The organism is Streptomyces sp. NPDC048106 (genome assembly GCF_040706415.1).
Lineage (GTDB): Bacteria > Actinomycetota > Actinomycetes > Streptomycetales > Streptomycetaceae > Streptomyces.
The window spans coordinates 1-12,891 of the sequence record NZ_JBEZND010000058.1; the positions used below are offsets into that span (position 1 = coordinate 1).

Annotated in this window: 14 protein-coding genes and 2 pseudogenes; 6 read left to right on the plus strand and 10 right to left on the minus strand. The window is 68.7% G+C overall.

Features of this window, described 5'->3' with window-relative positions:
* A partial coding sequence (locus AB0927_RS37225; RefSeq protein WP_366672265.1) for a vitamin B12 dependent-methionine synthase activation domain-containing protein occupies positions 1 to 450 on the plus strand: 450 nt, incomplete at its 5' end.
* Here AB0927_RS37225 and AB0927_RS37230 read toward each other — a convergent pair.
* The 6 genes from AB0927_RS37230 to AB0927_RS37255 form a co-directional block, all read right to left on the minus strand.
* A complete protein-coding gene (locus AB0927_RS37230; protein ID WP_366672266.1) occupies positions 437 to 1,384 on the minus strand; it encodes a hypothetical protein in 948 nt (315 codons plus the stop codon). The two genes, AB0927_RS37225 and AB0927_RS37230, sit on opposite strands and share 14 nt — an antisense overlap.
* A 139-nt stretch (positions 1,385 to 1,523) precedes the next feature.
* Entirely contained in the window at positions 1,524 to 2,531 is a 1,008-nt protein-coding gene (locus tag AB0927_RS37235; RefSeq protein WP_366672267.1) for an LLM class flavin-dependent oxidoreductase, read from the minus strand.
* Between the two features lie 31 nt (positions 2,532 to 2,562).
* Entirely contained in the window at positions 2,563 to 3,942 is a 1,380-nt protein-coding gene (locus tag AB0927_RS37240; protein ID WP_366672268.1) for a cytochrome P450, read from the minus strand.
* An 8-nt stretch (positions 3,943 to 3,950) separates the two neighbouring features.
* The gene (locus tag AB0927_RS37245) at positions 3,951 to 5,090 is read right to left on the minus strand and encodes a serine hydrolase domain-containing protein (RefSeq protein WP_366672269.1); all 1,140 of its coding nucleotides are present in this window, start codon (positions 5,088 to 5,090) and stop codon (positions 3,951 to 3,953) included.
* Entirely contained in the window at positions 5,090 to 5,398 is a 309-nt protein-coding gene (locus AB0927_RS37250; RefSeq protein ID WP_366672270.1) for a hypothetical protein, read from the minus strand. The genes AB0927_RS37245 and AB0927_RS37250 overlap by 1 nt, the downstream gene beginning before the upstream one ends.
* Positions 5,399 to 5,417: 19 nt before the next feature.
* Positions 5,418 to 5,702, minus strand: coding sequence for a phosphopantetheine-binding protein (locus AB0927_RS37255; RefSeq protein WP_366672271.1), 285 nt, complete (start codon positions 5,700 to 5,702; stop codon positions 5,418 to 5,420).
* A gap of 247 nt (positions 5,703 to 5,949) precedes the next feature.
* Here AB0927_RS37255 and AB0927_RS37260 point away from each other — a divergent pair, with 247 nt between their 5' ends.
* A complete protein-coding gene (locus AB0927_RS37260) occupies positions 5,950 to 7,173 on the plus strand; it encodes an alanine racemase (protein WP_366672272.1) in 1,224 nt (407 codons plus the stop codon).
* 143 nt (positions 7,174 to 7,316) lie between these two features.
* A pseudogene (locus AB0927_RS37265) lies at positions 7,317 to 7,547 on the plus strand (transposase); the annotation flags it as partial.
* 58 nt (positions 7,548 to 7,605) lie between these two features.
* Here AB0927_RS37265 and AB0927_RS37270 read toward each other — a convergent pair.
* On the minus strand, positions 7,606 to 8,001 hold the full coding sequence (locus AB0927_RS37270) for a GNAT family N-acetyltransferase (protein WP_366672273.1): 396 nt from the start codon (positions 7,999 to 8,001) through the stop codon (positions 7,606 to 7,608).
* Positions 8,002 to 8,492: 491 nt separating this feature from the next.
* Between AB0927_RS37270 and AB0927_RS37275 the strand changes: the two are divergent.
* Positions 8,493 to 8,668, plus strand: a pseudogene (locus AB0927_RS37275) (transposase); the annotation flags it as partial.
* A gap of 34 nt (positions 8,669 to 8,702) precedes the next feature.
* On the opposite strand, the gene AB0927_RS37280 reads toward AB0927_RS37275, so the two are convergent.
* Positions 8,703 to 9,311 carry a helix-turn-helix domain-containing protein gene (locus tag AB0927_RS37280; protein ID WP_366672274.1) on the minus strand — a complete coding sequence of 203 codons (609 nt, stop codon included), beginning with the start codon at positions 9,309 to 9,311 and terminating at the stop codon, positions 8,703 to 8,705.
* Positions 9,312 to 9,413: 102 nt separating this feature from the next.
* Here AB0927_RS37280 and AB0927_RS37285 point away from each other — a divergent pair, with 102 nt between their 5' ends.
* Positions 9,414 to 10,127, plus strand: coding sequence for an SDR family oxidoreductase (locus tag AB0927_RS37285; protein WP_366672275.1), 714 nt, complete (start codon positions 9,414 to 9,416; stop codon positions 10,125 to 10,127).
* Between the two features lie 192 nt (positions 10,128 to 10,319).
* Here AB0927_RS37285 and AB0927_RS37290 read toward each other — a convergent pair whose 3' ends face one another.
* Both AB0927_RS37290 and AB0927_RS37295 read right to left on the minus strand, forming a co-directional pair.
* Positions 10,320 to 10,466, minus strand: coding sequence for a hypothetical protein (locus AB0927_RS37290; protein WP_366672276.1), 147 nt, complete (start codon positions 10,464 to 10,466; stop codon positions 10,320 to 10,322).
* Positions 10,467 to 10,547: 81 nt separating this feature from the next.
* Complete coding sequence (locus AB0927_RS37295; RefSeq protein ID WP_366672277.1) at positions 10,548 to 11,045, minus strand: hypothetical protein; 498 nt, start codon at positions 11,043 to 11,045, stop codon at positions 10,548 to 10,550.
* A gap of 410 nt (positions 11,046 to 11,455) precedes the next feature.
* Here AB0927_RS37295 and AB0927_RS37300 point away from each other — a divergent pair, with 410 nt between their 5' ends.
* On the plus strand, positions 11,456 to 12,460 hold the full coding sequence (locus tag AB0927_RS37300) for a glycoside hydrolase family 11 protein (RefSeq protein ID WP_366672305.1): 1,005 nt from the start codon (positions 11,456 to 11,458) through the stop codon (positions 12,458 to 12,460).
* Positions 12,461 to 12,891 lie beyond the last annotated feature (431 nt).

Sequence of the window (12,891 nt, forward strand, 5' to 3'; positions counted from 1 at the left end):
CTGGCCGACTTCTTCCGCCCGGAGGAGTCCGGCGAGACCGACGTCGTCGGCTTCCAGGTCGTCACCGTCGGCTCCCGCATCGGCGAGGAGACGGCGAAGCTCTTCGAGGCCAACGCCTACCGCGACTACCTCGAACTCCACGGCCTGTCCGTCCAGTTGGCCGAGGCGCTCGCCGAGTACTGGCACGCCAGGGTGCGTTCCGAACTCGGCTTCGGCGGCGAGGACCCGGCCGATGTCGAGGACATGTTCGCCCTGAAGTACCGGGGCGCCCGCTTCTCCCTCGGCTACGGTGCCTGCCCCGACCTGGAGGACCGCGCCAAGATAGCCGAACTCCTCCAGCCCGAGCGGATCGGCGTCCACCTGTCGGAGGAGTTCCAGCTCCACCCCGAACAGTCCACGGACGCGATCGTCATCCACCATCCGGAGGCGAAGTACTTCAACGCGCGGTGACGGCCCAGTCGTCCAGGGCACGCAACACGCGCGTCATGCACTGAACGTCCTGCGCCTGTCGGGCCGTGTCGAGCGCCCGGCGCAACAGCGCCGCCCCTTGGGACGCACCCTCGGGGCGGCGCCGCAGGACACCGGCGAGTCCCAGACACAGCAGTACCTCGGCCCCTGCGGTCGCTGTCGGCCCCAGGTCCGCGAGCCCCTGGCGATAGACGTACTCGGCGTCCTCCCACCGCCCGTCGACAGCCAGTGCCTCCCCGTCCAGCAGACAGGTCCAGGCGAGCGTCGAGGCGACCAAGCGGCGCAGTCGACCGTCGGCGAGGGGGCCCGAACACAGGACCCGCAGCCGCCGCAGGTACGTGCGGGCTTCTTCGTGACGACCGGCGCTGCTCAGCGTGCGCGCGGCGACCGCCAGCGCGCGCAGCGTTCCCTCCGGGTGCCCCAGGCTCTCGAACCGCGCCGCGGCGCGGTGGGCCTGGGCGACGGCCAGGTCGCGGTCGGTGAGGGACACGGCCATGGCTGCGTGCAGCCGCCCCCAGGCGGCCTGCTCCGCGTCGCCGACCCGGTCCGCGCAGACGACCGCCGCTGCCGCGCAGACCCGGGCCTGCTGGTGGCGCCTCGGGTCGACGAGGTGGTGCCGTGCGGCGTCGTTGAGGAAGGCCGCCTCCGCCCTCAGGTCCTCAAGTCGCCGTGCGGCCTGCCGACCCAAGTCGAAGACCTCGTCCCACAGGCCCTCGTCGGACCACCAGCCGGCGGCCCAACGCAGCGACTCCGCCGCCTCCATGACCCGTGGATGAGCGTCCGCCGCCGCGGCGGCCCGCAGGGCGGCCAGCCAGCCGGCGGCCTCCCGCCGCAGCCAGCGCGCCGCCTCCTCCTGGCCGTCCGCGGGTGCTCCCGGCGCCAGTTGACGACCTGCCGACATCGCGGCTTCCAGCATCTGGCGATCCCGCGCTGCCCGTTCGCGCTGAGCACCCTCATGTCCCGGCCCCACCAAGACGCGGAGCCGTTCAGGAGGGGAGGCCGCCGCGCTCCGGCGTGCTCCCGGCATGTCTTCCCTTCCCCCCGTCGTCGCCCGCTCAGTTTCCGCGCGGGGCGTCCGCCTCCGGCCCGTTCGGTACACCTGCGGCCAGACCGCACGCCCGCAGGACACGCCCCGTGAAGGCGTACTCGGCCGCATCGTTGGGCAGGTCGACGATCAGGTCGGTGACCCCCAGCTCCCGGCACGAGGCGAGCCATGCCGCCACCTGTGCCACGGAGCCGACCAACTTCGGAGCATCGATGCCCCGGGCCGGCGCCCCGTACCACAGGCGTTCGTCGTGCAGCTCGCTCTTCTCGGCGAGCCCGTAACTGACGGCATGCTCGCTGGAGACGACCTGAGCCATGAACATGCGCCCGGCGACCTGCTGGCGCCGGTCCGGCACGCTCAGCCGCGCGGCGGCCTCCCAGGCCTCTTCCTCGGTGTCCCGCACCACGAACCCGACCAGCATGGAAATCCGCTCCACCTGCTGTTCCTTGCGGGCCCGTTCGATGCCCTCGGCGAGGAGGGGACGCGGCCTGGCCATCATCAGCACCCCGTCAGCCGGCACCAGGCCGGGGGTGGAGGATGCCGGTGTCAGGATCAGCGACCGCCCCACGGCAGGGTCGCTGCGCCGTTCCAGCTCGGCCTTCAACTGGTTGGCGAAACGGCCGAGTTCGGCACGCGCGGTGACCTTGTCCCCTCGATCGTCGGCGCGCGAGGAACGTGTGGCGCCCGCCACGACGTTGACGTGCGTCGGCCGCCGGAACCGGTACCCGAGGTCGGCGACCCGGCGCGCCACCGACTCCGGGCTCTCCTGATGGGGGCGGACAGCGACGATCGGTTCGAGCGCGCGCGATCCCGCCAGTACGTCGAAGGCGGCGAGCCAGGGGTCCAGAGCGACCGGGAAGTCATAGACGAACGCCCCGGTCAGCCCGATCTCCTCGGCGGCGCCCATGAAGAGCCCGAGCCGCTCCAGGTATACCTCGGGTTCGAGGATGCCGCCGAAACCGAACTGCGCGGAGTGCGGGGGCACGATGAAATTCAGCGACAGCGGCCACGACGGCACGAGAGATCCCCTTCGCTCGGCTCGGTCCATGTCAACCGTGCACCGCGACCTGGGGCCTGACCTCGCGCACCGCCACCGGTACGCCGCCGTCCGGCCACATCGTGGCGACTCCCGTGGGCGGGACGAAGTCGGTCGCCAGGTCGAAGTCGACGCGCCGCGCCAACTCCGTGATCAGCACCTTCATTTCCAGCTCGGCGAAGGCGTATCCGATGCACTTGCGGTAGCCCCCGCCGAACGGGACGAAGCTGTAGGGCACCGGGTCGTGATGGTCGGGGGCGTCCTCGTCCCACCGCTCCGGACGGAACTCCAGTGGATCGGGCCACAGTTCGGGCATGCGATGGGTGACGTACTGCGAGTAGAGCACCTTCGCCCCGGCGGGTATCAGGTGCCCCGCGAACTCGAAGTCCTCGACCGTCGTCCGGCCGGTCAGCACACCCGGCGTGTACAGGCGCAGGGTCTCCGAGACCGTCCAGCCGACGTAGCGCATGCCACGGATCAGTTCGGCCGTCAGCGGCTCGTCGCCCGCGACCCGCTCCACCTCCTCCCGGACCCGGCGCAGCACCTCGGGGTGCTTGAGCAGGGCGTACACCGCCCAGCCCGCCGCCGAACTGCTGGAGTCGTAGCCCGAGGCGATAAGGCTGATGACCTGGTCGCGCACCTCAAGGTCGGCGAGCTGGTCACCCTCGAAGTACGACTCGAGGAGGGCGTCCAGGACGTCGCCCTGGTCGTTGGGCTCGGCCCGCCGTTTGGCGATTTCGGCCCGTACGTACCGGTCGACGCGCTCGCGTGCCGCCATGGCCCGGCGGTAGGCGGTGCCCGGCAGATCGTGGTCGAAGCGCAGGAACGGCGACCGGTTGATGTAGTTCAGCGCGGTCTGCAGTTCGTGGCCGATCTCATCGGTGTGCTCCTTCAGCCGATCCCCGAAGAGCGAGCGGATCGCGATGCGCCGGATGCACGAGCGTACGTCCGCGAAGGCGTCCACGGTGCGGCCGGAGCCCCACCCGCCGATCATGAGGTGGATCTCCTCCACCATCGTGGGGACGTAGCCCTCGATGCGCTTGCGGGTGAAGGCGGGACGGACCAGCGCCCTGCGCCGGCGGTGGTCCTCCCCGTCGCTGACGACCATCGCGTTGGCGCCGACCACCGGGATCAGCAGGGTCAGCACGTCACGGGAGAGGAACTTGGGATTGCGCGGGGAGTCCGTCAGCAGCAACTGGTTCGCCTCGGCGCCGAACAGCAGCACGTACTGCTGACCGCCGACGCCGAACTTGCAGACGGGCCCGTAGCTGCGGTGCAGTTCGACCAACGCGTCATAAGGCTTGCCCAACATGGCCTTGATGTAGCGGCGGTGATCCCACAGGGTGGGCCCGGGAAGTCGGTCGACCATGGCCCGGGTACGGGAGTTGCCCATCGTCGTTCCTACTCCGTTTCCGTGCCGGCGGTCGCGGCGCTCCGGCCCGCGCGCGGCAGGCGGGGGAGGCCCAGATCGTCGTAGAGGGCCCGGACGAGCGCGTAGCGGCGGGCGAAGGTCTTGACGTCGTCGAGCCGGCCGTTCCAGTACACCGCCACGACCAGGTCGAACAGCGGATCCACCAGCAGCACGGAGGTGTTTCCGCCGGCGTGGCCGAAGGTCCGGGCCGAAGTCCGGCGCCCGAAGATGGCGGGCTGCGTCATGATCCCGAGGCCGTAGGGGAAGTCGGTGTCGCAGATGGACCGGTCCGGGGAGCCGGGCCAGTGGGTGGCCGTCAGGGCCTCCACCGTCGAAGGCCGCAGCAGCGGGACGCCCTGATGCAGCCCCTTCGACAACAGCACCTCACCGACCACGCGCAGGTCCCGCATGTGGCCCCACACGCCGACCCCGGGAAGGGGGAGCGCACTGGCCAGCTCCATGTAGCGCAGGCCCTCCTCCTCGCCCGGAGGGGCGGTCACCTTGGCCCGAAGGTGCTCGGGGAGATCCGGGTCGAGGCCCAGGGTGGCCGTGAGCCCGAGCCGCTGGAGCAAGCCGCGGTAACTGTCACCGGACTGGCCGCCGTTGAGGGTGTTGAGCACTCGGTCCAGCAGGAACCAGGTGGTCACCGGGTTGTAGACCATGGTGCTGCCGGGCAGCGGTCCGGCAGGGGCATCGCATATGACCGCCCAGATCAGCGCGTCGATGTCCGACCACGCGAAGTCGCCGAGGTCGGTGCCGCCGGTGTCGATGGCCATCACCGGGTCGGCGACGCCCACCGCGTGGGTGAGCAGGTCCCGTACGCGGACGCGTTCCTTGCCGCCGCCGGTGAACTCCGGGAGCACCTTCGACACCGGGGTGTCGAGGTCCACGGCTCCGGCCTCCCAGGCCTGGGCGAAGGCGAGCGCGCCGAGCGGCTTCGAGGAACACGTCCAGGGGACGAAGGTGTCCAGGACCATGGGATGGCCGTCCCCGTTGTCCCCGACGGCGAGGTCGACCACCTGCCCGCGGCAGGAGACGGAGAGCTGCACCCCCGTCTCGATGCCGCGCTCGATCTCGGCCTGGAACAGCGCGCTCACGGAAGGGAGTTCGAGGGCAGTGGTGGGTGTCATCAGGAGTCGGCTCCCTCTGCCGTGGGGTGGACCATCAGGTAGACGTCGCGCAGCGTGAGTTTGTCCCAGCTGGCCACCAGATCCGCCTCTACGCTGGCGGGCAGGCCGTCGCCGACCCGGTCCAGCCAGGCCAGGATCGCGTAGTCGCCTGCGGCCAACCGGCTCAGCGGCGTCGACTCGTGGTCCGATACCTCGTCCTGCATGAGCACGGGACGAACGAATTCCTGGAATGTGGGTATGCCAGAGGCCATCGGCGGTGTATCCCCCGTTGCTTCGAGATGACGGATCGCGCGATCGGCGATCTGCACGGTCGCGGAACGCGCGCGGTCAGAGAGCGGCGTCAGGAGTGCTGCTGAGCATGGAGCGGACCGCCGACTCCAGAGAAGCCAACGACTCGAAGGTCTCTCTCACCAGGAGTTCGTCGGGGAACTGCACGCCGAAGCGCTCCTCGATGGTGAGGACCAGCTCGATCGCGGACATCGAGTCGAGCCCGATGTCGGGCAGGCGCACCGTGGCCCACTCGACGTCCGGCGGCACGTTCCGCAAGTGACTGTTCAAGGTGTCCCGCAGCCGTTCCGCAATGGCCGGATCAGTTGCGTCTGCGCCGCTCAAGAGCCCCCCCGCTTCTCAGGATTCGCCCTGATCGCCCTGCAGCCGACGCCCTGAGGCAACCGCTCACGGGGTGATCTCGGGAGAACCTTCTCGCACATACGAACGGGAGTACAGTATGGGCACGTCTCGGCCGTCGCAAGCATCCGCCGGGGACAGCGAGTTGGCCGACGGACGACCTAACCTGGCTCGTCGCCCACGGGGTTGGCCGCTCCGCAGCAGATATCCAACGAGGAACGGACGCCGCGACGTGATCAACGACGTTCTCCGCGAGGCCGCTGAACGCTTCGGCACTCCCGTCTATGTGTACGACCTGGCCGAACTGCGGCGTTCTGCAAAGGATCTGCGGTCGCAACTGCCCGACTCCGCAGGGCTCTACTACTCGCTGAAGGCGAATCCCCACCCGTCGGTCGTGACCGCACTGCGAGAGGCCGGGTGCCGTGCCGAGGTCTCCTCGCCCGAGGAGCTGAGCGTGGCCCTCGAAGCCGGACACCGTCCGCAGGAGATTCTGTACACAGGCCCCGGCAAGTCGCTCGCGGAACTGACGGAGGCGCTGGCACACGGCGCCGTCTCGTTCTCCTGCGAGTCGGCCACCGAACTCAGGCGCCTCGGCCGGGCGGCTGCCGCGAGGCGCACTCGGGCACAGGTGCTACTCAGGCTGCAGCCACCCACCGGGAGCCAGGCGGCCCTGTCCATGGGGGACGGCCGGCAGTTCGGGTTCACACCCGAGGACGCGCTCCACGCGTGCGCAGACGTGCCGGACAACCTCGACCTGCGCGGCTTTCATGTCTACCTCGGGTCCCAACTGCCGGACAGGGCAGCTCTGGTGGAGGCCTTTGCCACGGCCAAGGACACCGTGGAGGAGGTCAGCCGGGCGACGGGTGTCCCACTCGACGTCGTCGACCTGGGCGGTGGCTTCCCCTGGCCCTATGCAACGGCTGGTACGGGCGCCGAACTGGCCGACCTGCGCCCGGAACTGGAGAAGCTCCTGTCCACCTGGAACGCGGGCGCGAGCCCTCAGGTGTTCTTCGAGTCAGGCCGGCGGCTCGCCGCCTCGGCCGGTCACCTGCTCACCACGGTGCTCGATGTCAAGCGTCGCCCGGGGGGCGTGGTCGTCGTGCTGGACGCCGGCATCAACGTGCTGGGCGGCATGAGCGGCCTCGGCCGAGTTCTCCGCCCGGCCACCGGGTTCTTGAACCTCTCCGCCGACGACGACCGCGAACCGGTCACCGCCGACGTGGTCGGCCCCCTGTGCACCCCCCTCGACCGCCTCTCGGTACGAGCGTCACTGCAGCAACCGCGTGAGGGCGACCTGCTGTGCGTCCCCAACGTCGGCGCCTACGGGCTGACCGCCAGCCTGACACGCTTCCTCAGTCGTCCCGCCGTCACCGAGGCCTTCTACGACGGCAACCAGTTCATCCATGCCTCCCGGCAGGTCCTCACCACCGAGAAAGTGGTGCCGACGGCCAGGTGAGGGGAGGGGGCTCGTTGTGAGCTGTGGATCTTGACTATTACCCACCGGTTCACCGCCGTGATGGACGCGATGCGGGTGCCTTGCCTCGGGCCGGGAGGGCCCCGCATCCGGCCCGAGCACGTCATCGGCGCAACCGGCTCCGGCGCGGCCATCACGGCGGGCGCCCGCCGGCCTTCGACAAGTACCTCTGCAGGCGGCGCAACGTGGTCGAGCGCTGCTTCAACCGCTTGAAACAGTGGCGAGGGATCGCCACCCGCTACGACAAGACCGTCCAGTCCCACCAAGCAGCCGTCACCCTCGCATCGCTCCTGATGTGGGCGGGACATTTGAAGACAATTCCTAGCGAGGGCAGCCGGGAACCCCATCCGCTGTGACCAGCTCGCGCGTGGCTTCTGAGATTCCGTGTACCAGACCAAGGCTTGACCCACCGCGCTATAGGGCAATCAGTCCGGCAGCCGTTTCCTTGAAGCCACAGCCATTGAAATAGAACGGACGCAGGTGCTCCTCGAAGTCGACGTGAAGCCACTCGCACTTCGCGACACGGGCTTCTTCGACGGCAGTTGCGACGAGCGCGGCGCCGACTCCTCTCGACCGGCAATGCTGCGCGACCACTGTATCGAGGATGAAGGCATGAGCTCCGCCGTCCCAGACAACGTTGACGAAGCCGATCAGAGAGCCGTCTTCCCATGCGCAGACCCAGCCGAGGCTGTGGCGCTGCAGTCGTTCTCGCCAGTCGGTCTGCGCGACAGGGTGGCCGAAGCCGTCGGCGTGTAGCTCGTTGAGGGAGGCGTTGTCGAAGTCACCCCGCCACTCGTATGTGATCGTCACGGCCCCGATCGTATGTCCGTGCCGATCCTGGCACTGGCCGGTACGGTGCGAGGAGAACCCGCTTGCGCAGCAGTTGAAATCCGGCGCGGCCAAACATCTGGCGCTTGGGCATCTTGATCGGGGTGACGTGTCCTTCGACCGCGCCCGATCTTCAGAGCAGGGTGAGAGTCGGCGATGACGGTGGCGCGGTCGCGGTCTATGCCCGCGGCGAGGGCGTGGAGGCTGGGCAGCTCGTCTTACCGGACGGCGTCGAGCCAGTCCGGTAGACGCTCGCCCTGGCACTTTGTGATCACGGTCGCGAAGGAGCATGTGCCGGGTGAGGCGTCCAGTACGGGGCAATGGGCCCGGGCGGCTTGAGCTGGAGCTTTCGGTCTCGCCCAGGGTTTCCGGGCGGCGGAGGATCGACCCAGCGACAGTCCGGGGAGAGGGAGGCCGTGCGGTCACAGGCCGCGGCGAGGTGCGCTTCTTTCGTAAGCAGGCGCGACCGCGCTACGAAGATCCTGCTGTCCTTCCGCGGCACCGGCCGCGCAGCTCGGCGCACGCATCCTCTCCGAACTCGGAGAGGATCGCAGTCGCTCGTTCCCTCAAGGCCTACGCGGGCTCCGCACCCATTATCAGGGCGTTGGGAAAGAAACACCATGTCGGACGACGCATGGTCAAGAATTCCGTCCACGGTTTCCGGGCTGGTTCGCCGCTGCGGGTCAGCCGCGCACCGTAGCCATGCACTCGTCGTACAGGTCCATGATTTCGCCCTTGCCGTCGTTGTCGACCCACGTCATCGATGCGGCATCCAGGCACGCGAACGCCGTCGCGATCACCGCGCGGGCCTTCGCGTCCTTGTTGCCGGTAGCTGCGTCCATACGGGTCTCGATGAGCGGCAGCAGGTTCTCCTGGAACCGCAGTCGCTTTTCGAGCCAACCGGCACGCAGCGAGGCGGTGTTGTGCAGGAGGCGGAACCGCTCCAGGGCCTGTTCTCGGCTGTCGTGCAAGGCCAGTACGGCAGCAACCCCTGCACGCAGGACCTCCCAGGCACCGGCATCGGCGGGCTGTTCGCTGATCGTGTCCAACAGGACCTGTCCGAACCGGTCCTGGCCGCCGCCGAGAAGGTCCTCCTTGGTGCCGAAGTAGCGGAAGAGGGTGCGCTGGGAGACGCCGGCCTCCCGGGCGATCTGGGCGATGGTCGTCTCGGCGTAGCCCTGCTCGGTGAACAGGCGCAGCGCCGTCTCGAGGATCTCCTGGGAAGCCAGCTGCCGTGTCCGGTCCCACAGCGTGGTCGGTGCGCCCGTCGCTGACTTGGCTTCCTGCTTCATGTCACCAGATTAGCCGAGCGCTGCCAGATCGACAGTCAGAGCACGGTTGGCAGTCGCTGCCAAACTGTCATACGCTGCCAGTGCCACGCAAAGGAGCGCATCATGTCTGCACCCACAGCTTTGATCACCGGTGGAACCAGCGGCATCGGCAAGGCGACCGCCGAACTGCTCCACTCCCGCGGCTACCGCGTCATGGTCACCGGCCTCGGCAATGTCGCCGTCGCCGGACTTCCCGAAGACGTCACGGCTGTCCGGGCCGACGCACGGTCCCTGCCGGACATCGACCAGGCGATGGACCAGGCGCGCCGGCAACTCGGCTCCCTCGACCTGCTCTTCCTCAACGCGGGCATCTCCCACCCCGGCCCGATCGAGTCAACCGACGAAGACGCTTTCGACGCCCTGTTCGACATCAACGTCAAGGGAAACTTCTTCACCCTGCAAAAGGCGCTGCCGCTCCTCAACGAGGGCGCCTCGGTCGTGTTCACCGTGGGCGCCGCCGAAGGGCTCGGGGCCGCGATGACAGCGGCCAAGGGCGCTCTGCTGCCCCTCATGCGGTCCCTCGCGCTCGAACTCGCTCCCCGCCGCATCCGCGTCAACGCGGTCAGCCCGGGAATCATCAACACCCCTGTCTACAGCAAGTTGGGTGTCTCCCAGGAAATGATCGACTCCTGGGTCCGGGACGTCCCGCTCGGCCGCGTCGGCGCTCCCGCCGACATCGCCGAAGCCGTGGCCTTCCTCGCCTCGGACGCCGCCGGCTACATCACCGGCGACAACCTCACCGTCTCCGGCGGTATCGGCGTTCACGCCAACGCCTGACGAGTAATTCGGCTCTGACCTGGACGGTTCACCGGGCCCGATGCTCAAGCCGTGGCCCTGGCGAGCCGACCGCCCGTGCGGGAAGCCGGCCCCGCCACTTCGTTCTCCACCGCGCATAGATGGACCGCCCTCCTTCCATGCCTGTGTGCTCCGCCGTGCCCATGGAACTGACCGCTGCCGAGCGCCACCGGCTCAAGAAGAGACCTCGACGAGTTCCGAGACCGGCTCCGAGCATTCGAACACCGCTACAGCGCCGCGGCACAGCCATTCCAGTGGAGGTTCACCACCACCGACCTGGACGATCTGCTGGCCAGGCTCGACCGGCACACCGCCGATCACCAGGAAGAATCCTCCGCCGCGCTGGCAGCGTGACCAACCCTTAAGGACTTCCGGAGCCGACCACTCAGGGGCCTGAGATGTTCACTTCGCTGCGGCGAGGTCGGCTGCCGAGGGAACCTGCAAGAAGCGCTTGTAGGAGCCGGGTCCGATCCGGACACCCTCGGGGGACTCCATCTCCGCCGGTCCGGTAACCCTCGGTGATGGTGGCCAGAAGTGTGCGCAGCCGGAGGGTGACGTTCTCCTCTCGGCTGTCGTAGACCGCTCGGGCTCACCGAGGACCCGGGCCACCTCGCGGCCGTGCCCCAGCCCCTTGGGGAAGACCATGCCGAGCAGCGCCCGGTCGCGGCGGTCGCGGGCGTCGGTGACCGAGCCGGGGAGGGCGTCCGGTTCACTGTCCTCGCCGGCGAGCCAGTCCCGGACGGGCTCGGTGATGCGGCCCGAGGCCTTCACCTCGCGCGGGACCGCGCGCATGAGGTGCTGCTTGGCGGCCGCGTGGTTGAGCGCCCATTTGTCGGCCTGGGTACGGCGCTGCTGCGACTTCTCGTCCTCGGCTGCGGGGCGTTGATCCGCGAGCTGCACTGTGGTCCGAAACTTTCGAGCGCAGGACCGCGCTCTGGTCTGTAGGGCGCGTGACTCTTGGACCAGGCTCGGAAGATTTCGGCGGGGGAATCACTGGAACTAGCTTCTGACCATTGGAAACGCTCTGACGGGTGAATTTTACCGGACAGAAAGATTTCGAAACTTCTACCGAAACTGTTGACACTCGTCGGGCGCCGTCCAGACTGTTCGCCATCGCCGGTGCCCGTCGCCGGCGGTCCGGGCCGCACACCGGCCCGGCTTCCGGTCGCGGCTCTCTCGGCGACCGGGCATGTCATGCCCATGTCGCCACTGGCCGTCCTCGGCCGGTGGTGACCCGGGCCTGGCGCACCGCAGGCCCTCCACACCCGCACAAGGAGGAAACACCCCTAATGAGTACGCTGACCCACGAGATGGGCCGCAGACGCGGCCTCGTGGCCGCCATCCTCGGGCTCGTCCTCACGGCGGCGGCGGCCCTGGCCGCCTTCGCGTCGCCCGGCTCGGCCCAGGCCGCCACGACGATCACCTCGAACAGCACCGGTACCAACAACGGCTACTTCTACTCGTTCTGGGAGCAGTCCAGCGGCGCCACCATGACCCTGGGCTCGGGCAGCAACTACAGCCTGACCTGGAACACGGGCTCGCAGAACGTGGTCGCCGGCACCGGCTGGAACCCGGGCAACAACAACACCGTTTCGTACTCGGGCACGTGGAACTGCAACGGCAACTGCTACCTGTCGCTGTACGGCTGGACCACCAACCCGCTGATCGAGTGGTACATCGTCGACAACTACGGCAGCTACAACCCGAGTTCGGGCGCGACCAAGCTGGGCTCGGTCAGCAGCGACGGCAGCACGTACGACCTGTACAAGACGACCCGCGTCAACGCGCCGTCCATCGAGGGCACCCAAACGTTCGACCAGTACTGGGCGGTCCGTCAGGCGAAGCGCACCGGTGGCACCATCACCGTGTCGAACATCTTCAACGCCTGGAAGAACCTGGGCCTGAACCTCGGCACCCCGAACTACGAGATCCTGGCCACCGAGGGCTACCAGAGCAGCGGCAGCTCCAACATCACCGTCACCAGTGGCGGCAGCAGCGGCGGCGGCGGCAGCACGACCCCGCCTCCCAGCGGCGGCGGCAGCGGCGGGAGCTGCACCGCGACGCTGTCGGCCGGCCAGCAGTGGAGTGACCGCTACAACCTGAACGTCTCGGTCACCGGCTCCAACAACTGGAAGGTGACGGTCAACGTCCCGTCGCCGGAGAAGATCAGCTCCACGTGGAACGTCAACGCCAGCTACCCGAGCAGTCAGGTCCTCGAGGCCACCCCCAACGGGAGCGGCAACAACTGGGGTATGACGATCATGACAAACGGCACCTGGACATGGCCAACCGTGTCCTGCGCGGTCACCTCCTGATCCGCGTTCCCTGAGCACCACTCGCTGAGTACCACGCTGCGGCGCGGCGGCCCCCGGGCCTCCGCGCCGCTTCGCGTTCTCCCGGGCGGCGTGCACCCGCATCTGATGGCGGAGAAGGCCGGCCGACGCGCTGGGCTTCCCGAGGAGCAGGCCCGCTGGTCGCTACTCCAGGCCGCCGGGTGTCGCGGACCGTTCTGGTGAGCACCGGGATGGGGCTCGTGATCCTGGAGACGACGGCCCCCATCCGCCAGGAGAAGCGACGAGCCCGATGGCCCCCTCGCGGCCGAACCGAGCGGCGTCAGCGGCCCGTTGGACCTGGAGGAGCGCAGACTGATCGCCGACCCTGCCAAGGTCTTCAAGGAACTGGCCACTGATCCTTCGCCGTTCGCCCTGTACCGGCGCCGATGGCTTTGTTCACGAGTCGTGACTCT